The organism is Streptomyces sp. 35G-GA-8 (genome assembly GCF_023534745.1).
In the GTDB taxonomy this organism is placed as follows: Bacteria; Actinomycetota; Actinomycetes; order Streptomycetales; family Streptomycetaceae; genus Streptomyces.
The window spans coordinates 161,606-184,510 of the sequence record NZ_JAMHJQ010000013.1 but is presented as its reverse complement, the minus strand read 5'-3'; the positions used below and the strand labels follow the sequence as shown (position 1 = coordinate 184,510).

Sequence of the window (22,905 nt, the reverse complement as noted above, 5' to 3'; positions counted from 1 at the left end):
TAGCTTGCCGGGTCTAGAGACCGGGGGCCGGGGGGCCGGGCAGGTAACGGGGGACGGGGGGAGGGTTGCTCATGGGTGTGCGGATCATGGTGGTCGACGATCACAGACTGCTCGCCGAGGCGCTCGCCTCGGCGCTGAAACTGCGCGGGCACCGGGTGCTCGCGGCGGCGGCGCCCACGGCGGGCGTCGCCGATCTGGTGGTGAGCAGGGCGCCCGAGGTGTGTCTGCTGGGGACGGCGGTGCCCGCCGAGCCGGGCACGTTCGACCCGATCGTAAGGATCAAACGGGAGCGCCCGCAGGTGGCGGTGGTGGTGCTCGGGCCGGTGCCCAGCCCGCGCGGGATCGCCGCGGCGTTCGCGGCCGGTGCCTCCGGCTACGTACGGCACGACGAGCGCATCGAGGGCGTGGAGCGGGCGATGGTCAAGGCGCGCGCCGGGGAGGCCGCGGTGGCGCCCCAGCTGCTCCAGGGAGCGTTCACCGAGCTGCTCAATCCGGTGATCCAGCCCGACGACGAGGGCCAGCGGCTGCTGCGGATGCTGACCCCGCGCGAGGTGGAGGTGCTCGTACGGGTCGCCGAGGGCGAGGACACCCGGCTGATCGCCGCCGGGATGAGCATCGCGCCGAGCACGGCCAGGACGCATGTGCAGCGGGTGCTGATGAAGCTGGGGGTGGGCTCCCGGCTGGAGGCCGCGGCGCTGGCCGCGCGTACGGGGCTGCTGGACCGGGCCGCGCCGCATCCGGACGCGGCCAAGGGGCCGGATCACCGCACTCGGCGTGGGTGAAGTCCGGCCCCTGTGACGGGTGTTACTCGGCGGGCGGGACGGGCGGTGTGCCCTGCGTGGCCGGAGTGGCCGATGTGCCCGGCGTGGGCGGCGCCGTGGGGCGCAGCTTCAGCCAGGCCAGGAAGAACAGCCCCAGGGCCAGCATCCCGAGCCCCGTCCACAGATTGATGTTGATGTCCTGCGCCTTCTCCAGATCGGCGTCGGACGCGGTGATCCCGGCGATGGTCACGATGATCCCGTAGACCACGAAGAGCCCGCCGATGATGCGGCGGATGTCGAAGAGCCGGGCCGCGGTGGCGGACTTGGCTTCCAGCTCCTCGACGTCGTTGCGGTGGTCGCTCATGGTGATGTGTTCCTCTCGGCGCCGTCAGAAGGAGAACGGCACGTAGCAGATGGCGGCGAGGATGATCGCGCCCCAGCCGAGCAGGGCCGGCCTGCGGTACCAGGCGTCGTCGCCCTCGGCAGGCAGCTCGTCCATGTCGGGCGAGCGCGTGCCGTACACCAGCCCCGCGAGCTTCTCGGCGGGCTTGGGCCGCGTCACGTACGACACCACCACCATCACCAGGGCGCCGACGACGAACGCGACGATGGAGGAGACGAAGTTCGCGCCCTGGTCGCTCGGGATGTCGACGATTCCGCCCTTGTAGAGCCAGAAGTAGTTGACCATCGCGGCGACCGTGCCCGAGAGCAGCCCCCAGAAACCGGCGGCCGGCGTGGTCCGCTTCCAGAACATGCCGATGATGAAGACCACGAACAGCGGGACGTTGAAGAAGGAGAAGAGCGTCTGGAGGTAGTTCATGATGTTGCTGAAGCTGGAGGCGATGAACGCCGTACCCATGCCGATCAGCACACCGACCGCCGTGACGACCCGTCCGGTCTTCAGGTAGTACGCGTCCTCACGGTCCTTCTTGAGGTACGCGCCCCAGATGTCGTTGGTGAACACGGTGTTGAACGATGAGACGTTGGCGGCCATACCGGCCATGAACGCGGCGAGCAGACCGGTGACCGCGATGCCGAGCACGCCGTTCGGCAGCAGATCGCGCATGAGGACCGGGATCGCGTCGTTGTACTGGAGGCCGCTGCCCGCCTTGCCCAGCGTCGGTTCCATGACCAGCGCGATCAGTCCGGGGACGATCACGACCATGGGTATGAGGATCTTGGGGAAGGCCGCGATCAGCGGGGTGCGCTTGGCGGCGGAGAGGTTCTTCGCGGACAGCGCGCGCTGCACCTCGGCGAAGTTGGTGGTCCAGTACCCGAAGCTCATCACGAAGCCGAGGCCGAGGACGATCGTCAGCCAGTTCGCGCCGAGCGGGTTCGGCGAGCCGACGCCGGTGCCCTCCCAGGCGCTCAGGAAGGCGCCGCCGTGCGAGCCGGTGAGGGAGTCGGTCAGCCCGTCCCAGCCGCCGACCCGCTTGAGACCGACGATGGTCAGGGGTATCAGCGCGGCGAGGATGACGAAGAACTGGAGCACCTCGTTGTAGATCGCCGAGGAGAGACCGCCGATGGTGATGTAGGCGAGGACGAAGAAGCCCGCGACGACGATCGCGACCCACTCGGGCCAGCCGAGCAGCGCTTCCAGCACGATCGCCATCGCGTAGAGGTTGACGCCCGCGATCAGCACGGACGACACCGCGAAGATGATCGACGAGAGCAGATGGGAGGACGGGCCGAAGCGGTGCAGCAGGAACTCCGGTACGGAGCGCACCTTCGACCCGTAGTAGAACGGCATCATCACCAGGCCGAGGAAGACCATGGCGGGGATGGCGCCGATCCAGTACCAGTGCACGGTATAGACGCCGTACTGGGCGCCGTTGGCGGCCATGCCCAGGATCTCGGTGGCGCCGAGGTTGGCGGCGACGAACGCGAGGCCCGTCACCCAGGCGGGCAGGGAGCGCCCGGAGAGGAAGAAGTCCAGGCTGGTCTTGACGCTGGCACGGGCGGCGAAGCCGATGCCGAGGACCACTATGAAGTAGATCGCCAGGATGGTGTAGTCGAGCCCGTTGGTGGGCAGCCGGAGCCCTTCGGCCAGGTATCGCATGGGGGGTACCCGCTTCGTCGCAAGAAGATGACTCTGCGGGAACCTACGCCTCTGGGTTTAGAAAATGAACACTTGTGTTGGTTTTCTTTGTCCGATCGTGATCGGAGTCGTGATCGAAGTCGGCGTCCGAGGGCGGGGCTCCGGGCAGTCGTGGCCGTTGACGCCGACTGTTCGCTTATGATTTCTTGTGTGCGGTTCTGTTGGGGAGTGGTGTCGCGGCCGGAGGCCGTGGGCCGTGGAGGCAACCGATGAAGAAGACGGTGACGAGGCTCGCCGACGGCCGCGAGCTGGTCTACTACGACCTGCGGGACGACGCCGTGCGCGAGACTCCCGACCGCAGGCCCCTCGGCCCGGTCGCCACCACCTCAGAGATCCGCCGGGACGCGCTGCTCGGTGACGCCGTCGCCATCGCCTCGCACCGCCAGGCCCGTACGTACCACCCGCCCGCCGACGCGTGCCCGCTCTGCCCCTCGCGGGACGGCCGGCTCAGCGAGATCCCGGAGCCGGACTACGACGTCGCCGTCTTCGAGAACCGCTTCCCCTCCCTCGCCGGGGACTCGGGGCGCTGCGAGGTCGTCTGCTTCACCTCCGACCACGACTCCTCGTTCGCGGACCTCACCGAGGAGCGGGCCGGGCTGGTGCTCGACGCGTGGACCGACCGCACCGCCGAACTGGCCGAGCTGCCGCAGGTCGAACAGGTCTTCCCGTTCGAGAACCGCGGCGCGGAGATCGGTGTGACGCTCGGCCATCCGCACGGGCAGATCTACGCGTACCCCTTCGTCACCCCGCGCACCGCGCTGATGCTCCGCTCCGTACGGGAGCACCGCGCCGCGACCGGCCGCAACCTCTTCGACGACCTCGTCGAGCGCGAGCGGACCGAGGGCGGCCGGGTGGTGCTCGCGGGGCGGCACTGGCTGGCGTTCGTGCCGTACGCGGCGCACTGGCCGTACGAGGTGCACCTCTACCCCGTCCGGCGGACCCCCGACCTCCGCGGGCTCGACGACGCGGCGCGCACAGAGTTCCCACAGATCTATCTGGAACTCTTGAGACGCTTCGACCGGATCTTCGGCGAAGGTGAACCGCCGACGCCGTACATCTCCGCCTGGCACCAAGCGCCCTTCCGGGCCGAGGGGCGGCACGACTTCGCGCTTCACCTTGAGCTTTTCACCATCCGCCGCACTTCCGGCAAGCTGAAATTCCTCGCGGGTTCCGAATCCGGCATGAGTGTGTTCATCAACGACGTGCCGCCGGAGGCCGCGGCCGAGCGACTGCGAGAGGTAGCGAGCGAGTGAGCGAGACTGTGTCTTCCCCGGGGACGACGGCGACGACGGCGACGACAGGGAAGACGGCGACGGCCCCCGTGGCCCGGAAGTACTTCGTCACCGGCGGTGCGGGGTATGTCGGCAGCGTGGTCGCGGCACATCTGCTGGAGGCCGGTCACGAGGTGACCGTGCTGGACGATCTCTCCACCGGATTCCGCGAGGGCGTCCCGGCGGGAGCGGACTTCATCGAGGGCCGGATCCAGGACGCGGCGAAGTGGCTGGACCCCTCGTACGACGCGGTGCTGCACTTCGCGGCCTCCTCGCAGGTCGGCGAGTCCGTCGCCAAGCCCGAGAAGTACTGGGACAACAACGTCGGCGGCTCGATGGCGCTGCTCGCCGCGATGCGCGCGGCCGGGGTGCGCACGCTCGTCTTCTCGTCCACCGCCGCGACCTACGGGGAGCCGGTCTCCACCCCCATCACGGAGACCGACCCGACGGCGCCCACCAGCCCGTACGGCGCCACCAAGCTCGCCGTCGACCACATGATCAGCGGGGAGTGCGCGGCGCACGGTCTCGCGGCCGTCTCGCTGCGGTACTTCAACGTGGCCGGGGCGTACGGCAGTTGCGGCGAGCGGCACGACCCCGAGTCGCATCTCATCCCGCTGGTCCTCCAGGTCGCCCTCGGCAAGCGGGAGGCGATCTCGGTGTTCGGCGAGGACTACCCGACGCCGGACGGCACCTGCGTACGCGACTACATCCATGTCGCCGACCTCGCCGAGGCGCATCTGCGCGCGCTGGACGCGGCCACCGGCGGCGAGCATCTGATCTGCAACCTCGGCAACGGCGCGGGCTTCTCGGTCCGCGAGGTCATCGAGACCGTACGCGCGGTCACCGGACACCCCGTCCCCGAGGTCGTCGCACCGCGCCGGGGCGGCGACCCCGCCGTCCTGGTCGCCTCGGCCGAAGCGGCCCATGACCGTCTCGGCTGGACCCCGAGCCGCGCCGATCTGGCGGGGATCGTCACGGACGCGTGGGCGTTCGCCCGCCGCGAGGAGAACCAAGGATGAGGGAGAACCAAGGGTGAGCCAGAGCGGTACGGGCGCGGAAGGCGCCGTCGAGACGGTGACCCAGGAGTTCCGGCGGTTGTACGGGGCCGAGCCCGAGGGCGTCTGGGCGGCACCCGGCCGGGTCAATCTGATCGGCGAGTACACCGACTTCAACGACGGTTTCGTGATGCCGCTGGCGCTGCCGCACCGGGCAGTCGCCGCGGTGTCCCGCCGTCCGGACCCGGTCCTGCGGGTGCACTCCGCCGATGTCTCGCAGGGCGTCGTCCGGCTCGACGCCGACGCGCTCGTACCGCTCTCCTCCGCCGGCTGGGCCGCCTATCCGGCCGGTGTCGTCTGGGCGCTGAGGCAGGCCGGGCACCCGGTCGCCGGCGCCGACATCCATCTGGCGTCGACCGTCCCGACCGGCGCGGGCCTCTCGTCCTCGGCCGCGCTGGAGGTCGTCACCGCGCTCGCCCTGAACGACCTGTACGAACTCGGCCTGTCGGCGCCGGAGCTGGCGGTGCTCGCGCAGCGCGCCGAGAACGACTTCGTCGGCGTGCCGTGCGGGATCATGGACCAGATGGCCTCGGCGTGCTGCACCGACGGACACGCGCTCCATCTGGACACCCGCGACCTCTCGCAGCGCCAGGTGCCCTTCGACCTGGCGGCCCAGGGACTGCGGCTGCTGGTCGTCGACACCCGCGTCAAGCACGCGCTCGGCGACGGCGCGTACGCCGAACGGCGCGCGGGCTGCGAGGCGGGCGCGCGGGCGCTCGGGGTGCGCGCGCTGCGCGATGTGGCGTACGAGGACCTGCCCGGGGCGCTCGACCGGCTGGCCGCGGCGGGCGAGAGCGAGAACGTACGCCGCTACGTCCGCCATGTCGTGAGCGACGACCACCGCGTCGAACGGGTCATCGCACTGCTGGACGCGGGCGATGTCCGCGCCGTCGGCGAGATCCTGGTCGAGGGCCATGTCTCGCTCCGCGACGATCTGCGGGTCTCCTGCGCCGAACTCGACCTGGTGGTCGAGACGGCCACGGCGGCGGGCGCGCTCGGCGCCCGGATGACGGGCGGCGGCTTCGGCGGCTCGGCGGTCGTCCTGGTCGAGGAGCCGGACGCGGAAGCCGTGACGAAGGCGGTCACGGAAGCCTTCACGTCGGCGGGCCACACGGCCCCGCGCATCTTCCCCGCGATCCCGTCGAGGGGGGCGCACCGGCTGGTCTGAGGGCGGCCGGGCGAGCTGTCCGGTCAGGTGCGCGTTCCCGTCGGGTTCCGGTTCCTGTCGGGTCAGGTCAGCGTCTTGACCAGGATGTACTCCGTCACGCCCGGCGGGTAGTCCATGATCTCGCCGACGACCTGGTAGCCCTGCTTGCGGTAGAAGTCCGGGGCCTGGAAGTCCCAGGTCTCCAGACGCGCCCGCGCGCAGTCGCGCTCCGTCCTGGCCACCCGTTCCGCTTCGGCCAGCAGCCGGCTGCCCAGCCGGGCGCCGCGGTTCCGGTCGTCGACCCAGAGCAGATCCACATGGAGCCAGCGGGCCCACGTGCGGCCGGCCAGGCCGCCGGCCAGCTCGCCCGTCGTGTCGTCCAACAGCCAGACGTGGAGCGGGACTTCCTCCCCCAGCGGACTGGTGCGCAGCGCGCGCATGACCGGTGAGCGGTCCGAGTTGGCCGCGCCCAGCCGTTCGCCGAGCGCGGCGTGCCGTTCCTTGTCGACTTCTGTCTCCATACGAAACATGGGGCCCACCATAAACACGGCGGCCAACGAGTTCTGCGAATTTCCTTCCGCTTCGGGCCCGCGCCCGTACGCTGGGAAAAAGCACCGGTGGGGGCCGGTGCTGTTCAGGGGTGGAGACAAGTCGGGTACGACGCCCGGGGTGGGGCAGCGGTCATCAGGCGGCGGCGGCCGTGCCGTTGATCTGTCGCCCCGCATACCGGGCGCCGTGCTCGCGACATCCGCCACCCGCGTTTCAGGGGGTGTCCAGTGGTACGTATCCGGGTTCTTGTGGTGGACGACCATCGCATCTTCGCCGAATCGCTTGCCGCCGCGCTCGCGGCCGAGCCGGACGTGGACGTGTCGGCCGCGGGCAGCGGCCCCGCCGCGCTGCGCTGTCTCGAACGCGCGGCGGCCGAGGGGCGCAGGTTCGATGTGATGCTCGTCGACGCCGATCTGGGCACGGTCCCGGGGGCGGTCGGCGGTGCGGTCAACGGCTCGCTCAACGGGAGTGTGACGGGTTCCCTCAACGGCTCGCTCAACGGGGCGGTGAACGGGACGGCCAACGGGACGGCGAACGGGACGACGGCGGGGCCCGGATCGGGACCCGGATCGGGATCGGCCGCGGCGGGCGGGCCGGCCCAGGTGCCGGTCGCCCGTGCCGTGCCGGACCATGGTGAAGCCGTCCTGGTCGACGGCATCTCGCTGGTCGCCGGGGTCCGTTCGGGCCAGCCGTCCGTCCGTACGGTCGTGCTCGCCGAGAAGGACGACCCGCACCGCGCCGCCCTGGCGCTCCAGGCGGGCGCCTCCGGATGGGTCGCGAAGGACTGCTCGCTGCAACGGCTGCTCGCCGTCATGCGGGGCGTCCTGCGGGACGAGACGCATCTGCCGCCCGCGCTGCTCACGGGCGTCCTGCGGGAGCTGACGGCCGCGCGCAAGCACCGTACGGAGAGCGAGCGGCTGGTCGAGTCGCTGACGCCGCGCGAGCGCGAGGTGCTGCGCTGCATGGTCGCGGGGCTGGGGCGCAAGGCGGTCGCCGAACGTCTCTTCCTCTCCCCGCACACCGTCCGTACGCATATGCAGAACGTGCTCGGGAAGCTGGGCGTGCACTCCACGCTGGCCGCCGTCGCCCTGGCTCGCCGCGCGGGCGTCGGACCGGTCGATCTGGTGCAGCCGCTAGGGAACGTTGTCGAACGGGGCGGTCAACTGGCGTAGCAGCCCGGCCAGTTCACCCCGTTGGGCGCGGGACAGTTCGGCGAGGATCGCGCGCTCCTGGACGAGCAGCCCGGCGAGCGCCTGATCCGCGCGGTCCCGCCCCTCGGTGGTGAGCCTGACCAGCACCCCGCGCCGGTCGCTGGGGTCGGGCAACCGCTCGACCAGGCCCTTCTTGGTGAGCCGGTCGATACGGTTCGTCATCGTTCCCGAGGTGACCAGGGTCTGGGTCAGCAGCTGGCCGGGCGAGAGCTGATACGGGGCGCCCGCGCGCCGCAGCGAGGTGAGTACGTCGAACTCCCACGGCTCCAGACCGTGCTCCGAGAACGCGATACGGCGCGCGCGGTCGAGATGGCGGGCCAGCCTGCTCACACGGCTGAGCACCTCCAGCGGTTCCACGTCGAGGTCGGGGCGCTCTCGGCGCCATGCTGCGACCAGTCGGTCGACCTCGTCCTCCATGACGATCAGTGTAGAGGGTGCCTCGACATGAAGTCTCTTGACGTCAAGATATGGCGGGTGCAGGCTGGGACCTGACCGCCGCGGGCCGCTCCGGCGGTGTACGCCGAGACCGCGATGGGGGCTCCACATGCACTCCGCACCTTCCCCTTCCCCTTCCTCTGCCCAGCCCGCTCCGACCTGGGACCCGAAGCAGTACCTCAGGCACGCCGGCCATCGGGGCCGTCCGTTCCTCGATCTGCTGGCCCGTATCCCCGAGCCGCCCGCCGGTGACGGCGGAACCGTCAGGATCGCCGACCTCGGCTGCGGCCCCGGCAATGTCACCGCGCTCCTCGCCGACCGCTGGCCGGCCGCCCGGATCACCGGCTTCGACAACTCGCCCGAGATGCTGGACCGGGCCCGCGAGGAGTACGAGGGCCCCACCGCGGGCGGCGGTGCGCTGGAATTCCGGACCGGTGACGCCGCGCACTGGACGCCCGGCGAACCGTACGGGCTGATCGTCTCCAACGCGGCCCTCCAGTGGGTGCCGAACCACCCCGACTCCTTCGCCGGCTGGATCGACGCGCTCGTCCCCGGCGGCACCTTCGCCTTCCAGGTCCCCGGCAACTTCACCGCGCCCAGCCACACCCTGCTCGCCGACGTGTGCGCCTCCCCGCGCTGGCGCGACCGGCTCGACCTCCCGGCCCTGCGGGCCAACCGCGTCCTGGAGCCCGCGGACTACCTCACGCGCCTGACGGACCTGGGCTGCGCGGCGGACGTCTGGGAGACGACCTACCTCCAGCTCCTCACCGGCGAGGACCCGGTGCTCGACTGGGTCAAGGGCACGGCCCTGCGGCCCGTCCTCACGGCGCTGGAGGACGACGAGGAGGCCACGGCGGAGTTCATGGCCCACTACCGAGACCTGCTCCGCACGGCCTACCCCCCGAGCCCGCACGGCACGGTCTTCCCGTTCCGCCGGATCTTCGCGGTTGCCCACAAGGAGGCGTGAGACCGGATGCTGACAGCCATCGACCATGTCCTGCTGGCGGCCCCGCCGGGCTCCGAGGACGCGCTGCGCGGCTACTACGTGGATGTCCTCGGGATGACCGAGATCCCCAAGCCGCCCGCGCTGGCCGCGCGCGGCGGCTGCTGGTTCCAGTCCGGGGCGGTGCAGCTCCATCTCGGCATCGAGAGGGACTTCCGGCCCCCGAAGAAGGCCCATCCGGGCCTGCGGGTCACCGGCATCGAGGCGTACGCCCACCGCGTCGGGGCGGCGGGAGCGCGGGTGACCTGGGACGACCACCTCCCGGGCCACCGGCGCTTCTACTCCGAGGACCCGGTCGGCAACCGCCTCGAATTCCTGGAGCCCCTCGGCTGACTCAGAGCTGGTCCAGTGCCTCCAGGGTGATGTCCATGTCGATGGTGAACGGGACGCCGGTCTTGAGCCGGTCGTGATGGATGCCCGTCAGCTGGTACGACTTGGACAGCGGGTCCAGTTCGTAGACACGCACCACCGGGTGCTTGTCGGCGCCGGCCATCTCGACCAGCCAGAAGTTCGGGATGCCGGACGCGGCGTATTTGCGGGGTTTGCTGTCGTGGTCCCGCGCACGGGAGGCAGGAGAGGCCACTTCAACGGCGAGCAGGACATCGGCCGCCTCGTATCTGTCCTGCTCAAGGCCCGTGCACGCGTCGGCTCGGATGACGGAGACATCCGGTTCCAAGCCGTTGTAGCGGTCCAGAATCACTGTCATCTGGCGACTGATCTTCAGATCGGGTGGGACGGTACAGCGCAGGCCGGTGCTCAGCAGGTCGATCACTCGGCCGTGAAAGAGATTCTGTCGGCTCGCGAAGACGAGGCTTCCGTCGATCATCTCGGTATGACGCGGGAGAGCCGGCAGAGTGAACAGATCTTCCACCGTGTAGCCGCCGTCGGGCGGCCGAGGCCATTGGGGTGCGGGTTCGGCCCAATCGCTGGTCAAGAGGTCGTCCATGGACGGAATGCTCGGCCCTGTTTCTCCACCGTAGCGGTGGAATACGACAATCGTCATCACAATGAGTGACCATGCCCCCCAAGGCTGACCCCTCAGATCTTCCGGTGGCCTATCAGCCGCGGCCTCGGTTCCAGGTTCTCCAGGCCGTGCCAGGCCAGGTTCACCAGATGCGCGGCCACCTCGGACTTCTTCGGGCGGCGCGCGTCCACCCACCACTGGCCGGTCAGCGCCACCATGCCCACCAGCGCCTGGGCGTACAGCGGTGCCAGCTTCGGGTCGAAGCCGCGGGCCTTGAACTCCATGCCGAGGATGTCCTCGACCTGGGTGGCGATATCGCTGATCAGCGAGGCGAACGTGCCCGTGGACTGCGCGACCGGGGAGTCGCGGACCAGGATGCGGAAGCCGTCCGTATACGTCTCGATGTAGTCCAGGAGCGCGAACGCGGCCTGTTCCAGCAGCTCACGGGGGTGGCCGGCGGTCAGGGCGCTGGTGACCATGTCCAGCAGCTGGCGCATCTCGCGGTCCACCACCACCGCGTACAGGCCCTCCTTGCCGCCGAAGTGCTCGTACACGACGGGCTTGGAGACCCCGGCCTTCGCCGCGATCTCCTCGACCGACGTGGCCTCGAAGCCCTTCTCGGCGAAGACGGTGCGGCCGATGTCCAGCAGTTGCTCGCGCCGTTCCGCACCCGTCATCCGGACCCTGCGGGTCCGCCGGCCTCCCGTGGTCCGGCCCTTGTCGGTGCTGCCCTTGCCGCTCGTACTGCCGTCGATCGCCACGGTGCCCATCATGCCTTGGCAGGTGCGCTCTTGCGGCGGGTGTCCAGCCGGGCAGCGCTCGGCCAGCGGACGTCGGACGCCCACCCCAGCAGCTCGAACCAGCGGATGATCCGGGCGCTGGAGTCGAGCTGGCCCCTGAGCACGCCGTGCCGCGCGCTGGTCGGGTCCGCGTGGTGCAGGTTGTGCCAGGACTCACCGCAGGACAGCACCGCGAGCCACCACACATTGCCCGAGCGGTCCCGGGACTTGAAGGGTCGCTTGCCGACCGCGTGACAGATGGAGTTGATCGACCACGTGACATGGTGCAGCAGCGCCACCCGTACCAGCGAGCCCCAGAAGAACGCCGTGAACGCGCCCCACCAGGACATCGTCACGAGCCCGCCCACCAGCGGCGGGATCGCCAGCGAGACGACCGTCCACAGCGCGAACTGGCGCGAGACCGCGCGGATCGCCGGGTCCTTGATCAGGTCGGGCGCGTATTTGTGCTGCGGCGTCTGCTCCTCGTCGAAGAGCCAGCCGATGTGGGCCCACCACAAGCCCTTCATCAGCGCGGGAAGCGTCTCGCCGAACCGCCACGGGGAGTGCGGGTCGCCCTCCGCGTCCGAGTACTTGTGGTGCTTGCGGTGGTCCGCCACCCAGCGGACCAGCGGGCCCTCCACGGCGAGCGAACCCGCCACGGCGAGCAGGATCCGCAGCGGGCGCTTCGCCTTGAAGGAGCCATGGGTGAAGTAGCGGTGGAAACCGATGGTGACGCCATGGCAGCCGATGTAGTACATCGCCACCATCAGACCCAGATCGAGCCAGCTCACGCCACCCCAGGCCCACGCCAGCGGCACCGCCGCGAGCAGGGCCGCGAAGGGCACGACGATGAAGAGCAGCAGGGCGATCTGCTCGATGGACCCCTTGCTGTCCCCGCCGAGCGTGGCGGAAGGAAGGGGGGTGCCGTCGGCGCCCGAAGGGGTGGGGGGAGTGGAGGGATCGTCGATCAGGTCGGGGGGTGTGGGCATGAGGGGGTCCCCTGGGGTGAGTAATAGGCCAGAAGTACGAATAGGGCAGAAGGTTGGATACGGGTGCGTAACCTACGGCATCGTAAGTATGGCAGCGCCATACGGCGCGGCAAGAGGCCTGTGGATAACACCAAGCGAAGGACACCTATCCTTGTTGTCGTCGGACAGCGCGGTCCGCGAGACCTTCCCCCGGAAGGTCTGACGCCTCCAGAACCCTCCAGACGTGCTTCAACACTGCAAGGAGCCGCACCTGTGAGCAGTGCCGACCAGACCCCATCCGCCAGCGCGGAGCTGCGCTCCGACATCCGCCGTCTCGGTGACCTCCTGGGCGAGACCCTCGTACGCCAGGAAGGCCCGGAACTTCTCGACCTCGTCGAGCGGGTACGCGCGTTGACGCGCGAGAACGGCGAAGCCGCCGCCGAGCTTCTCGGTGACACCGACCTGGAGACCGCCGCCAAGCTGGTGCGCGCCTTCTCCACCTACTTCCATCTGGCCAATGTCACCGAACAGGTCCACCGCGGCAGGGAGATGCGCGAACGCCGCGCCGCCGAGGGCGGGCTGCTCGCCCGCACCGCGGACCGGCTCAAGGACGCGGACCCCGAGCATCTGCGCGAAACCGTCAAGAACCTGAACGTACGGCCCGTGTTCACCGCGCACCCCACCGAAGCCGCGCGCCGCTCCGTACTCAACAAGCTCCGCCGCATCGCCGAACTCCTCGAAGCCCCCGTCATCGCCTCCGACCGGCGCCGCCACGATCTGCGGCTCGCCGAGTCCATCGACCTGATCTGGCAGACCGACGAACTGCGCGTCGTACGGCCCGAACCGGCCGACGAGGCACGCAACGCCATCTACTACCTCGACGAACTGCACGTCGGCGCCGTCGGTGACGTACTCGAAGACCTCGTCGCCGAACTCGACCGCGTCGGCGTCGAGCTGCCCCCCGGCACCCGGCCGCTCACCTTCGGCACCTGGATCGGCGGCGACCGCGACGGCAACCCCAACGTCACCCCCGAGGTCACCCGCGAAGTACTGATCCTCCAGCACGAACACGGCATCACCGACGCGCTCGAACTCATCGACTATCTGCGCGGCCTGCTCTCCAACTCCATCCGCTACACCGGCGCCACGGACGAACTCCTCGACTCCCTCCAGACCGATCTGGCCCGCCTCCCGGAGATCAGCCCCCGCTACAAGCGGCTCAACGCCGAAGAGCCCTACCGCCTCAAGGCCACCTGCATCCGCCAGAAGCTAGTCAACACCCGCGAACGCCTCGCCAAGGGCACCCCGCACGAGCCCGGCCGCGACTTCCTCGGCACCGCCGAACTCCTCGACGACCTCACCCTGATCCAGACCTCGCTGCGCCAGCACCGCGGCGGCCTCTTCGCCGACGGCCGCATGGACCGTACGATCCGTACGCTCGCCGCCTTCGGCCTCCAGCTCGCCACCATGGACGTACGCGAACACGCCGACGCCCACCACCACGCGCTCGGACAGCTCTTCGACCGGCTCGGCGAGGAATCCTGGCGCTACACCGACATGCCCCGCGAATACCGGCAGAAGCTCCTCGCCAAGGAACTGCGCTCCCGCCGGCCGCTCGCGCCCACCCCCGCGCCGCTCGACGCCGCAGGCGAGAAGACCCTCGGCGTCTTCCACACCGTCCGCCAGGCCTTCGAACGGTTCGGGCCCGAGGTCATCGAGTCGTACATCATCTCCATGTGCCAGGGCGCGGACGATGTCTTCGCCGCGGCCGTACTGGCCCGCGAGGCCGGACTCCTCGACCTGCACGGCGGCTGGGCCAAGATCGGCATCGTGCCGCTGCTGGAGACCACGGACGAGCTGCGCGCCGCCGACGTCATCCTCGACGACATGCTCGCCGACCCCTCCTACCGGCGGCTCGTCTCCCTGCGCGGCGATGTCCAGGAGGTCATGCTCGGCTACTCCGACTCGTCCAAGTTCGGCGGCATCACCACCTCCCAGTGGGAGATCCACCGCGCACAGCGCCGGCTGCGCGACGTCGCCCACCGGCACGGCGTACGACTGCGCCTCTTCCACGGCCGCGGCGGCACCGTCGGCCGCGGCGGCGGCCCCTCGCACGACGCGATCCTCGCCCAGCCCTGGGGCACGCTGGAGGGCGAGATCAAGGTGACCGAGCAGGGCGAGGTCATCTCCGACAAGTATCTGATCCCCTCCCTGGCCAGGGAGAACCTGGAACTGACCGTCGCCGCCACGCTCCAGGCCTCGGCCCTGCACACCGCGCCGCGCCAGTCCGACGAGGCGCTGGCCCGCTGGGACTCGGCGATGGACACCGTCTCGGACGCCGCCCACGCCGCCTACCGCGCGCTGGTCGAGGACCCCGACCTGCCCGCGTACTTCTTCGTCTCCACCCCCGTCGACCAGCTCGCCGACCTCCACCTCGGCTCCCGGCCCTCCCGGCGGCCCGACTCCGGCGCGGGTCTGGACGGACTGCGCGCCATCCCCTGGGTCTTCGGCTGGACGCAGTCACGGCAGATCGTGCCCGGCTGGTACGGGGTCGGCTCCGGCCTGAAGGCACTGCGCGAGGCCGGACCGGACACCGTGCTCGACGAGATGTACGAGCACTGGCACTTCTTCCGGAACTTCCTCTCGAACGTCGAGATGACGCTCGCCAAGACGGACCTGCGCATCGCACGCCACTACGTGGACACCCTCGTGCCCGACGAGCTGAAGCATGTCTTCGCCACCATCGAGGCCGAGCACGCGCTCACCGTCCAGGAGGTGCTGCGGATCACCGGCGGCGAGAAGCTTCTCGACTCCAACCCGGTGCTCCAGCAGACGTTCGCGATCCGGGACGCCTACCTCGACCCGATCTCCTACCTCCAGGTCTCGCTGCTCGCGCGCCAGCGCGCGGCGGCGGAGCGGCAGGAGGCGCCCGATCCGCTGCTGGCGCGGGCGCTGCTGCTGACCGTCAACGGGGTCGCGGCGGGGCTGCGCAACACCGGCTGATCGCGGTTCGTACGGAGCGGCACCACGACACCGCCCCCGGCCCGGGTTTCCGGGCCGGGGGCGGTGTCGTACCGGCGTCGGAGCGTTTCAGGGCGCGTCAGCGTCAGTGCGTTTCAGGGCGCTTCAGAGCGCGAAGAACGTGGCCAGCAGCAGCGCGGCGCCCGCCAGCGCCGTCCCCCAGGCCGTCCGGGTCATCCGCAGACCGCCACCGATGACGAGCGAGGCCAGCAGCAGCGCCCCGCCCAGCGGCACCCACGCGTACAGCTGCCCCGCCGCGTCGGTACGGACCAGCTCATCGGTGCCCGGCTTCACCACCACCGGGAACCGCTCACCCTTCTTGGCGGCGACCGACTGCCCGATGGTCATCCCCGCGCGGGGACCGTCAGGGCCGTCGGGATCGTACGGCCCGGTGCAGGTCCCGTCCGCGCAGCCGGCCACCGTGAGCGTGCCGTGCTCACGGCCCTTGCCGAGCACCACATGGTGCGCGGTGTCCCAGGAGGTCCAGACCGCCGCGACGAGCAGCAGCGCGGCCACGCAGCCCATCGCCGCCCGTCGGCCGAAGGAGAGCACGCGGCCGGAGGAGTTCCGCTTCCGCCGCGTCCGCGCTGTCGTCCGTCCCATAGGGCGGGATCTTTGGCCATAGGCATGCGCCCGGTCAACTCCTGTCAGGAGTTGTACGTACTCTGCGCGCGCTCAAGCCCCTCGATCACCAGCGCCTCCACCGCGTCCGCCGCACGGTCCACGAAGTACCCCAGCTCCTTGCGCTCCACCGACGAGAAATCCTTCAGGACGAAGTCCGCGACCTGCATCCGGCCCGGCGGCCGGCCGATCCCGAACCGTACCCGGTGGTAATCGGGGCCCATCGCCTTCGTCATCGACTTCAGACCGTTGTGGCCGTTGTCCCCGCCGCCCAGCTTCAGCCGCAGCACGCCGTAGTCGATGTCCAGCTCGTCATGGACCGCGACGATGTTCGCCGTCGGCACCTTGTAGAAATCACGCAGCCCGGTGACCGGACCACCGGACAGGTTCATGTACGAGGCCGGCTTGGCCAGCACGACCCGGCGGTTGCCGGGACCCGGCGGCCCGATCCGGCCCTCGATCACCTGGGCCTGCGCCTTCTGCGCCCGCTTGAAGGAGCCGCCGATACGCTCCGCCAGCAGATCGGCCACCATGAACCCGACATTGTGCCGATTGGCCGCGTAACCGGGCCCGGGATTACCCAGCCCGACGATCAGCCAGGGGGCGTTGGCATCCGTGGTCATCCGCGCTGCGTCTCCTCTGGATCGGATGAATCGGGGTACGGACAGGCGAACGGGGTGGCGGGCCGAGGCCCGCCACCCCGTGGGGCACAGCGTACGGATCAGCCCTCGGCGCCCTCGGCCGCCTCGGCCTCCTCGGCGGCGGGCTCCTCGGCCTGCGCGGCCAGGACCTGGATGACGACCGCGTCCTCGTCCGTGACCAGCGTGGTGCCGGACGGCAGCGGGACGTTCTTGGCGAGGATGGAGTCTCCGGCGTCCAGACCCGCGACGGAGACCGTGACGGACTCCGGGATGTGGGTGGCCTCGGCCTCGACGGTCAGGGTGTTGAGCACGTTCTCCAGCAGGTTGGCGCCCGGGGCCAGGTCGCCCTCGGTGTGCACCGCGACCTCGACGGTGACCTTCTCGCCGCGCTTCACCGCGAGCAGGTCGACATGCTCGATGTCACCCTTGAGCGCGTTGCGCTGGACGGCCTTCGGGATGACCAGTTCCTTGCGGCCCTCGATGTCCAGCGAGATCAGCGCGTTCGCCGTCTTCAGCGCCATCATCAGGTCGTGGCCCGGCAGGGTCACGTGGACGGGGTCGGCACCGTGGCCGTAGATGACGGCGGGGACCTTGCTGGCACGACGGGTACGGCGGGCGGCGCCCTTGCCGAACTCGGAACGGACCTCGGCGCTGATCTTCACTTCAGCCATGGCGGCACTCCTCGTAGATGACAGGAAATCGGCCGTCACCCGGCCACGACAGGCCTGCTACGAAGAGCGCGTCGATAACGGACCGCCGCACATGAGTGCGGCCTCCCTCGCCGAGCAACTCGGTGAGTCTACCCGGCGGGGAGGCCGCCTCAGAAATCGATCTTCCGGAACCCTTCCGTGCCTAGGCCTGCTCCTCGCCTAGGCCTGCTCCTCGAAGAGGCTGGTCACCGAACCGTCCTCGAACACCTCACGCACCGCACGGGCGATCGTCGGCGCGATCGACAGAACCGTGATCTTGTCGAGATCGAGATTGCCCGGGTCGGGCAGCGAATTCGTGAAGACGAACTCACTGACCTTCGAGTTCTTCAGCCGGTCGGCGGCCGGACCCGACAGCACGCCGTGCGTGGCCGTCACTATCACGTCCTCGGCGCCGTGCGCGAAGAGCGCGTCAGCCGCCGCGCAGATCGTGCCACCGGTGTCGATCATGTCGTCCACCAGAACACAGACCCGGCCGTTCACATTGCCGACGACCTCGTGGACGGTCACCTGATTGGCGACATCCTTGTCCCGCCGCTTGTGCACGATCGCCAGCGGCGCCCCCAGCCGGTCGCACCAGCGGTCCGCGACCCGCACCCGGCCCGCGTCCGGCGAGACGACCGTCAGCTTCGACCGGTCCACCTTCCCGGCCACATAGTCCGCCAGCACCGGCAGCGCGAAGAGATGGTCCACCGGACCGTCGAAGAAGCCCTGGATCTGGTCCGTGTGCAGATCGACCGTCAGGATCCGGTCGGCCCCCGCGGTCTTCATCAGATCAGCGACCAGCCGGGCCGAAATCGGCTCCCGGCCACGGTGCTTCTTGTCCTGCCTGGCATAGCCGTAGAACGGCACGATCACGGTGATGCTCCGGGCCGAGGCCCGCTTCAGCGCATCGATCATGATCAGCTGCTCCATGATCCACTTATTGATCGGAGCGGTGTGGCTCTGGATCAGGAAGCAGTCCGCGCCACGGGCCGACTCCTGATAGCGCACATAGATCTCACCGTTGGCGAAATCGAATGCCTTGGTCGGCACAATCCCGACACCCAGCTGTTGCGCGACCTCCTCGGCCAGCTCGGGGTGGGCGCGGCCGGAGAAGAGCATCAACTTCTTCTCGCCGGTCGTCTTGATCCCGGTCACAGCACTGTCTCCTCAGACGTGTTGATGGCCGCTGCACCCGCGCGTCCCTGCGAGCCAGCCGAATCGTGCAGTTATCACGGTACGCCGTGATCGGCGCGTCTCTTTCCGGTCAGCTTTCGTTCTCGCCGCCGACCGAGGTGACCCCGGCCGCCTGAGCCGCCTGCGCGGAGGCACTTCCCGGCCGCTTTCTGGCCACCCAGCCCTCGATATTCCTTTGCTGGCCCCGGGCCACGGCCAACGAACCGGGCGGTACGTCCTTCGTGATGACCGACCCGGCCGCCGTGTACGCGCCGTCCCCCACCGTGACGGGCGCCACAAACATGTTGTCCGAGCCCGTCTTGCAATGTGAGCCGACCGTCGTGTGGTGCTTCGACTCACCGTCGTAGTTCACGAACACGCTCGCGGCGCCGATATTCGTGTACTCACCGATCGTCGCATCCCCCACATACGACAGATGCGGCACCTTCGTACCCTCACCGATCGTCGCGTTCTTCATCTCCACGTACGTACCGGCCTTCGCCTTCAGGCCCAGCCGCGTACCCGGCCGCAGATATGCGTACGGCCCCACCGAAGCGGCCTCGCCGATCTCCGCGCCGTCCGCCACCGTGTTGTCCACCCGCGCGCCCGCGCCCACCACCGTGTCCTTGAGCCGCGAATTCGGCCCCACCTCGGCACCCTCGCCCAGATGCGTGGCGCCCAGCAGCTGCGTACCGGGATGAACCACCGCGTCCTGCTCGAACGTGACCGACACATCGACGAAGACCGACGCCGGATCCACCACCGTCACCCCCGCCAGCATCGCCCGCTCCAGCAGCCGCGCGTTCAGCAGCCGGCGTGCCTCCGCCAGCTGCACGCGGTTGTTGATGCCCAGGATCTCGCGGTGATCGACGGCGACCGAGGCGCCGACGCGGTGCCCCGCCTCCCGCAGAATCCCGAGCACATCGGTGAGGTACTCCTCACCCTGGCTGTTGTCCGTACGCACCTTGCCCAGCGCGTCCGCCAGCAACGGCCCGTCGAACGCGAAGACACCCGAGTTGATCTCGCGGATCGCGCGCTGCGCGTCGGTGGCGTCCTTGTGCTCCACGATCGCCGTGACCGCGCCGCTCGCCCCGTCCCGGACGATCCGCCCGTACCCCGTCGAATCCGGGACCTCGGCGGTCAGCACCGTCACCGCGTTGCCGTCGGCGGCATGCGTCGCGGCCAGCGCGGTGAGGGTCTCGCCGGAGAGCAGCGGGGTGTCACCACAGGCGACGATCACGGTCCCGTGCGGCGTGGCCCCCAGCTCCTGGAGGGCGATCCGCACGGCATGCCCGGTGCCGTGCTGCTCGGCCTGGTAGGCGGTGCGGACGCCGGCGTACTCGGCGGAGAGATGCGCCTCGACCCGCTCCCGGGCGTGTCCGACGACCACCACGAGCTGCTCGGGGCCGAGCTCACGGGCGGCGGACACGACATGCCCGACGAGCGAGCGCCCGCAGACCTCGTGCAGAACCTTGGGGGTCTTCGACTTCATACGGGTTCCCTCACCCGCCGCGAGAACGATGGCCGCGGCCAGTGGGGTCTCCCCTGTTCGAGCGGAGCCGAGAACTTGGGGACGGTTGGCGCTCACGGGAATGCCCTTCGGCTTCGGGTGATGGACAACCGCAGGATACCGGTGGGTTTCGGGACGGAAACGAGGACGGGCCCCGACCGGCGAGGTCAGGACCCGAACTGCGCAGCTCCCGGGGAAGGAATCGAACCCTCATTCAATGGACCAAAACCATTTGTCCTGCCTTTAGACGACCCGGGATGGTTTGCCGTCTATGCCCGATTTGTTGGATCGGGGGCGAGCGCAGCCCCTACTATGCCGTACCACCAGCCCTCGATGCGACGGTACATATCGGCGCTTTGCAACGCGCGAACGACGAAGCACCCGCGATAGTCGGCGCCAACATTCCTCTTCCCCGCGTGTCCCGTCCCGTCTGCGGTGGTCGCCGGAAATTGGGGTGCGGGCGCCCGTAGGGTGGGAGACATGACCACAACGGGGGCACACCAGGACGCCGCGGGAGCGAACGCCCGCGGCTGGTGGTGGTGGGGACGACGGCGCAGTGCCGTACTGGACGTGGGGCTGGCGCTGGTGTCGGCGCTGGAGTGCGGGCTCGAGGGGAGCAGATTCGCGGACGTGGCCGGGCTGCCCGTGCCGCTGGGGGTGGTCTTCGGGCTGATCGCCGGTGCGGTGCTGCTGGTGCGGCGGCGGTGGCCGTTCGCCGTGGTGCTCGTCTCGATCGCGATCATCCCGGCGGAGATGGGTTATCTGATGGGGGTGGTCGGGCTGTACACGCTCGCCGCCTCGGAGGCCCCGCGCCGGATCCTCGGCGCGCTGACCGGCATGTCGCTCGTCGGCAGCCTGATCGTCACATACGTACGGATGCGACAGAACGTGTCCGTCTCGGGGTTCGACGCGGCCGGGTGGTACGTGCCCCTGGTCGCGGTTCTGATGTCGCTGGGGCTGACGGCGCCGCCGGTGCTGTTCGGGCTCTACGTCGGGGCGCGGCGGCGGCTGATGGAGAGCCTGCGCGAGCGGGCCGACAGTCTGGAGCAGGAGCTGTCGCTGCTGGCCGACCGGGCCGAGCAGCGCGCGGAGTGGGCGCGTACGGAGGAGCGGACGCGGATCGCCCGTGAGATGCATGACGTCGTGGCGCACCGGGTGAGTCTGATGGTGGTGCACGCGGCGGCGCTCCAGGCGGTCGCGTTGAAGGATCCGCCGAAGGCGGTGAAGAACGCGGCGCTGGTGGGCGACATGGGACGGCAGGCGCTGACGGAGCTGCGGGAGATGCTCGGGGTGCTGCGGGCCGGGGAGCAGGTGGCGGCACGCCAGGCGTCGGACGCGGTGCCGGCGAACGCTCCGGCGGCGGTGCCGCTGGCCGCCGTGGGCGCGGCAGCCGCCGCCGCCGCGGCTGCCGCGGCGGCGGACGGTCCGGGCATGGGGGACATCGAGGCGCTGGTCGGGGAGTCACGGGACACGGGGATGGTCGTCGAGCTGACGGTGCAGGGCGAGTCCCGTACGTACGCGCCCGAGGTGGAGCAGACGGCGTACCGCGTGGTGCAGGAGGCGCTGACGAACGTGCTGAAGCACGCGGCGGGCGCGAAGGTGATGGTCCGGCTGGCGCACCGTGACGAGGAGGTCGCGATGCAGGTCGAGAACGGGCCTTCGGACGGTGGCGCGCAGGATGTACGGCTGCCGAGTGGCGGTAATGGTCTGGTGGGGATGCGGGAGCGGGTGACCGCGCTGGGCGGGGTGTTCGTCTCGGGTGAGACGGACGCGGGAGGTTTCCGCGTGTCGGCGGTGCTGCCGCATCGCCGGGCCGCCTGACGCCGCTCCGCGGTCGGGCTGCTCGGCCGCCGGGCCGCCTGACGTCCGCCCCGCGGATGTGAGGCGTGTCTCGGCTCCGGCCGTCAGCCCGCCGCTCTCAGCTGGAGGTGAGGCGTGCCGGTTCCAGGCCCGTGAGCAGGGTGCCGAGCGCCCGGTCGAGGTCCGGGCCCAGGTACCAGTCCCCGGTGTGGTCGATGCTGAAGACGCGGCCCGTGAGGTCGATCGCGAGGATGGCTTGTCCGTCGCCCTCTTCGCCGAGCGGGCTGATCTCCGTGTCCAGGGAGCGGCCGAGGTCGGCGAGCGTACGGGCGAGGTGGATGCCCGCCATCGGGTCGATCCGTACGACGGCCGGGGCGATCTGCCGGCCGGGACCGGGGGCGATGACGCGCAGTCCGCCGAACTCCGCCCAGGCCTCGACGGCGGCGGGGAAGACGGCATGCCGGTGGCCGGCGGGTGTGGTGTGCGCGCGCAGCGCGTCGGCCCACTCCTCGGCCTGCCGTATGTCCCAGCGTCCCGGCTGCCAGCCGGCCTCGCGCAGCGCGGCGTCGACGGGGACGGGGAAGCGGGTGGTGTGCGGGTCGCGCATGCTCAGCCGTTCTCGGTGGGGTCGACGGGCCGTACGCCGAAGTGGGCGAGGAGCGGCGCGCAGGAGCGACAGGGCGGGGCGTAGCTGCCGTGCAGCGGGTCGCCGTCCTCGCGGATGCGACGGGCGGTCAGCTTGGCGTGTTTGAGGGAGCGGCGTGCCTCGCTGTGGGACAAGGGTTTTCGTCTGGCCCGTTTGGAGCGTCCGGCCTCGGCGGCGGTCAACTGGCGGGAGAGGAGGATCGCCTCGGGGCAGCGGCCGGTGAACCGTTCGCGCTGGCCGCTGGTGAGGGTGTCGAGGAAGTCCTGTACGAGGGGGTGGAGTACGGGTGGCTGGTCGGCCTTGCCGGCGGTGCAGGTGAGGGTCTGGCCGCGGACGGAGAGCGCGGCGGCGACGGCGGGCAGGATGCCGTCCCTGCGCCGGTGGAGCACCGGTGGACGGTGTGGTTCGGTGCTGCTCCAGCTGAGGCGTGGGTCCCCGGACGCGTCGGTTGGTGCGGTGTGCATGTGCTGTCCCCTCCCGGTGCCGGCGGCCGGGCAGCCGCTCGTTCACGCCCCCGTATTCCTGCTGTCACGCCCCTGTTTGCCTGCACAGCCTGCCAA

23 protein-coding genes and 1 tRNA gene are annotated in these 22,905 nt (G+C 70.1%); 9 read left to right on the top strand and 15 right to left on the bottom strand.

The annotated features are described in order from the left end of the window. Positions 1-71 precede the first annotated feature (71 nt). Positions 72-782, top strand: coding sequence for a LuxR C-terminal-related transcriptional regulator (locus tag M1203_RS28455; protein WP_249952662.1), 711 nt, complete (start codon positions 72-74; stop codon positions 780-782). A 22-nt stretch (positions 783-804) separates the two neighbouring features. Here the strand turns inward: M1203_RS28455 and M1203_RS28450 are convergent, their stop codons facing one another. Further along, positions 805-1,125, bottom strand: coding sequence for a hypothetical protein (locus M1203_RS28450; RefSeq protein WP_249952661.1), 321 nt, complete (start codon positions 1,123-1,125; stop codon positions 805-807). A 24-nt stretch (positions 1,126-1,149) separates the two neighbouring features. Further along, positions 1,150-2,820 (bottom strand): sodium:solute symporter family protein, encoded by a 1,671-nt coding sequence (locus tag M1203_RS28445; protein ID WP_249952660.1) that lies wholly within the window; start codon positions 2,818-2,820, stop codon positions 1,150-1,152. Positions 2,821-3,068: 248 nt separating this feature from the next. Between M1203_RS28445 and galT the strand changes: the two genes are divergently transcribed. The 3 genes from galT (at position 3,069) to galK (ending at position 6,353) form a co-directional block, all read left to right on the top strand. Further along, complete coding sequence (galT, locus tag M1203_RS28440) at positions 3,069-4,112, top strand: galactose-1-phosphate uridylyltransferase (RefSeq protein WP_249952659.1); 1,044 nt, start codon at positions 3,069-3,071, stop codon at positions 4,110-4,112. A 68-nt stretch (positions 4,113-4,180) separates the two neighbouring features. Beyond that, positions 4,181-5,149, top strand: a complete 969-nt coding sequence (gene galE / locus M1203_RS28435) for a UDP-glucose 4-epimerase GalE (protein WP_249952740.1) — start codon at positions 4,181-4,183, stop codon at positions 5,147-5,149. Positions 5,150-5,162: 13 nt separating this feature from the next. Further along, positions 5,163-6,353 carry a galactokinase gene (gene galK, locus M1203_RS28430; RefSeq protein ID WP_374404196.1) on the top strand — a complete coding sequence of 397 codons (1,191 nt, stop codon included), beginning with the start codon at positions 5,163-5,165 and terminating at the stop codon, positions 6,351-6,353. Between the two features lie 62 nt (positions 6,354-6,415). On the opposite strand, the gene M1203_RS28425 is transcribed toward galK, so the two are convergent. Beyond that, positions 6,416-6,862, bottom strand: coding sequence for an N-acetyltransferase (locus tag M1203_RS28425; RefSeq protein WP_249952658.1), 447 nt, complete (start codon positions 6,860-6,862; stop codon positions 6,416-6,418). A 246-nt stretch (positions 6,863-7,108) separates the two neighbouring features. Here M1203_RS28425 and M1203_RS28420 point away from each other — a divergent pair, with 246 nt between their 5' ends. Continuing rightward, positions 7,109-8,053, top strand: coding sequence for a response regulator transcription factor (locus M1203_RS28420; RefSeq protein ID WP_249952657.1), 945 nt, complete (start codon positions 7,109-7,111; stop codon positions 8,051-8,053). On the opposite strand, the gene M1203_RS28415 is transcribed toward M1203_RS28420, so the two are convergent. Beyond that, entirely contained in the window at positions 8,015-8,509 is a 495-nt protein-coding gene (locus M1203_RS28415) for a MarR family winged helix-turn-helix transcriptional regulator (protein WP_249952656.1), read from the bottom strand. The two genes, M1203_RS28420 and M1203_RS28415, sit on opposite strands and share 39 nt — an antisense overlap. Positions 8,510-8,636: 127 nt before the next feature. Here M1203_RS28415 and M1203_RS28410 point away from each other — a divergent pair, with 127 nt between their 5' ends. Together M1203_RS28410 and M1203_RS28405 are read left to right on the top strand one after the other, a co-directional pair. After that, positions 8,637-9,494, top strand: coding sequence for a trans-aconitate 2-methyltransferase (locus M1203_RS28410; protein ID WP_249952655.1), 858 nt, complete (start codon positions 8,637-8,639; stop codon positions 9,492-9,494). Positions 9,495-9,500: 6 nt separating this feature from the next. After that, on the top strand, positions 9,501-9,863 hold the full coding sequence (locus M1203_RS28405) for a VOC family protein (RefSeq protein ID WP_249952654.1): 363 nt from the start codon (positions 9,501-9,503) through the stop codon (positions 9,861-9,863). 1 nt (position 9,864) lies between these two features. Here M1203_RS28405 and M1203_RS28400 read toward each other — a convergent pair whose 3' ends face one another. From M1203_RS28400 to M1203_RS28390, 3 genes are all read right to left on the bottom strand, one after another. Continuing rightward, positions 9,865-10,476, bottom strand: a complete 612-nt coding sequence (locus M1203_RS28400) for a Uma2 family endonuclease (RefSeq protein ID WP_249952653.1) — start codon at positions 10,474-10,476, stop codon at positions 9,865-9,867. 92 nt (positions 10,477-10,568) lie between these two features. Further along, positions 10,569-11,264 carry a TetR/AcrR family transcriptional regulator gene (locus tag M1203_RS28395; RefSeq protein WP_249952738.1) on the bottom strand — a complete coding sequence of 232 codons (696 nt, stop codon included), beginning with the start codon at positions 11,262-11,264 and terminating at the stop codon, positions 10,569-10,571. Continuing rightward, entirely contained in the window at positions 11,264-12,262 is a 999-nt protein-coding gene (locus M1203_RS28390; RefSeq protein ID WP_249952652.1) for a fatty acid desaturase, read from the bottom strand. The genes M1203_RS28395 and M1203_RS28390 overlap by 1 nt, the downstream gene beginning before the upstream one ends. A gap of 252 nt (positions 12,263-12,514) precedes the next feature. Here M1203_RS28390 and ppc point away from each other — a divergent pair, with 252 nt between their 5' ends. Next, entirely contained in the window at positions 12,515-15,244 is a 2,730-nt protein-coding gene (ppc, locus tag M1203_RS28385; RefSeq protein ID WP_249952651.1) for a phosphoenolpyruvate carboxylase, read from the top strand. 123 nt (positions 15,245-15,367) lie between these two features. Here ppc and M1203_RS28380 read toward each other — a convergent pair whose 3' ends face one another. The 6 genes from M1203_RS28380 to M1203_RS28355 all read right to left on the bottom strand — a co-directional run bounded on the left by M1203_RS28380 (position 15,368) and on the right by M1203_RS28355 (position 20,157). Then, positions 15,368-15,865 carry a hypothetical protein gene (locus M1203_RS28380; RefSeq protein ID WP_249952650.1) on the bottom strand — a complete coding sequence of 166 codons (498 nt, stop codon included), beginning with the start codon at positions 15,863-15,865 and terminating at the stop codon, positions 15,368-15,370. A gap of 44 nt (positions 15,866-15,909) precedes the next feature. Beyond that, positions 15,910-16,506, bottom strand: a complete 597-nt coding sequence (pth, locus tag M1203_RS28375; protein WP_249952649.1) for an aminoacyl-tRNA hydrolase — start codon at positions 16,504-16,506, stop codon at positions 15,910-15,912. 98 nt (positions 16,507-16,604) lie between these two features. Beyond that, entirely contained in the window at positions 16,605-17,195 is a 591-nt protein-coding gene (locus M1203_RS28370; RefSeq protein ID WP_249952648.1) for a 50S ribosomal protein L25/general stress protein Ctc, read from the bottom strand. 198 nt (positions 17,196-17,393) lie between these two features. After that, complete coding sequence (locus tag M1203_RS28365) at positions 17,394-18,371, bottom strand: ribose-phosphate diphosphokinase (RefSeq protein WP_249952647.1); 978 nt, start codon at positions 18,369-18,371, stop codon at positions 17,394-17,396. Positions 18,372-18,480: 109 nt separating this feature from the next. Continuing rightward, positions 18,481-19,977 carry a bifunctional UDP-N-acetylglucosamine diphosphorylase/glucosamine-1-phosphate N-acetyltransferase GlmU gene (glmU, locus tag M1203_RS28360; protein ID WP_374404191.1) on the bottom strand — a complete coding sequence of 499 codons (1,497 nt, stop codon included), beginning with the start codon at positions 19,975-19,977 and terminating at the stop codon, positions 18,481-18,483. A gap of 109 nt (positions 19,978-20,086) precedes the next feature. Then, positions 20,087-20,157 (bottom strand) — tRNA-Gln (locus tag M1203_RS28355). A 222-nt stretch (positions 20,158-20,379) separates the two neighbouring features. Between M1203_RS28355 and M1203_RS28350 the strand changes: the two genes are divergently transcribed. Continuing rightward, positions 20,380-21,720, top strand: a complete 1,341-nt coding sequence (locus M1203_RS28350; RefSeq protein ID WP_249952645.1) for a sensor histidine kinase — start codon at positions 20,380-20,382, stop codon at positions 21,718-21,720. A gap of 97 nt (positions 21,721-21,817) precedes the next feature. On the opposite strand, the gene M1203_RS28345 is transcribed toward M1203_RS28350, so the two are convergent. Both M1203_RS28345 and M1203_RS28340 read right to left on the bottom strand, forming a co-directional pair. Then, entirely contained in the window at positions 21,818-22,306 is a 489-nt protein-coding gene (locus tag M1203_RS28345; RefSeq protein WP_249952644.1) for an SUKH-3 domain-containing protein, read from the bottom strand. Between the two features lie 2 nt (positions 22,307-22,308). Beyond that, complete coding sequence (locus M1203_RS28340) at positions 22,309-22,809, bottom strand: YwqJ-related putative deaminase (RefSeq protein ID WP_249952643.1); 501 nt, start codon at positions 22,807-22,809, stop codon at positions 22,309-22,311. Positions 22,810-22,905: the final 96 nt, after the last annotated feature.

Bases quoted from the DNA above. Each gene is read 5' to 3' on its own strand.
- M1203_RS28455 (WP_249952662.1), top strand. From the start codon at position 72: ATGGGTGTGCGGATCATGGTGGTCGACGATCACAGACTGCTCGCCGAG.
- M1203_RS28450 (WP_249952661.1), bottom strand. From the start codon at position 1,125: ATGAGCGACCACCGCAACGACGTCGAGGAGCTGGAAGCCAAGTCCGCC.
- M1203_RS28445 (WP_249952660.1), bottom strand. From the start codon at position 2,820: ATGCGATACCTGGCCGAAGGGCTCCGGCTGCCCACCAACGGGCTCGAC.
- galT (WP_249952659.1), top strand. From the start codon at position 3,069: ATGAAGAAGACGGTGACGAGGCTCGCCGACGGCCGCGAGCTGGTCTAC.
- M1203_RS28425 (WP_249952658.1), bottom strand. From the start codon at position 6,862: ATGTTTCGTATGGAGACAGAAGTCGACAAGGAACGGCACGCCGCGCTC.
- M1203_RS28415 (WP_249952656.1), bottom strand. From the start codon at position 8,509: ATGGAGGACGAGGTCGACCGACTGGTCGCAGCATGGCGCCGAGAGCGC.
- M1203_RS28410 (WP_249952655.1), top strand. From the start codon at position 8,637: ATGCACTCCGCACCTTCCCCTTCCCCTTCCTCTGCCCAGCCCGCTCCG.
- M1203_RS28405 (WP_249952654.1), top strand. From the start codon at position 9,501: ATGCTGACAGCCATCGACCATGTCCTGCTGGCGGCCCCGCCGGGCTCC.
- M1203_RS28400 (WP_249952653.1), bottom strand. From the start codon at position 10,476: ATGGACGACCTCTTGACCAGCGATTGGGCCGAACCCGCACCCCAATGG.
- M1203_RS28395 (WP_249952738.1), bottom strand. From the start codon at position 11,264: ATGGGCACCGTGGCGATCGACGGCAGTACGAGCGGCAAGGGCAGCACC.
- M1203_RS28390 (WP_249952652.1), bottom strand. From the start codon at position 12,262: ATGCCCACACCCCCCGACCTGATCGACGATCCCTCCACTCCCCCCACC.
- M1203_RS28380 (WP_249952650.1), bottom strand. From the start codon at position 15,865: ATGGGACGGACGACAGCGCGGACGCGGCGGAAGCGGAACTCCTCCGGC.
- pth (WP_249952649.1), bottom strand. From the start codon at position 16,506: ATGACCACGGATGCCAACGCCCCCTGGCTGATCGTCGGGCTGGGTAAT.
- M1203_RS28370 (WP_249952648.1), bottom strand. From the start codon at position 17,195: ATGGCTGAAGTGAAGATCAGCGCCGAGGTCCGTTCCGAGTTCGGCAAG.
- M1203_RS28350 (WP_249952645.1), top strand. From the start codon at position 20,380: ATGACCACAACGGGGGCACACCAGGACGCCGCGGGAGCGAACGCCCGC.
- M1203_RS28345 (WP_249952644.1), bottom strand. From the start codon at position 22,306: ATGCGCGACCCGCACACCACCCGCTTCCCCGTCCCCGTCGACGCCGCG.
- M1203_RS28340 (WP_249952643.1), bottom strand. From the start codon at position 22,809: ATGCACACCGCACCAACCGACGCGTCCGGGGACCCACGCCTCAGCTGG.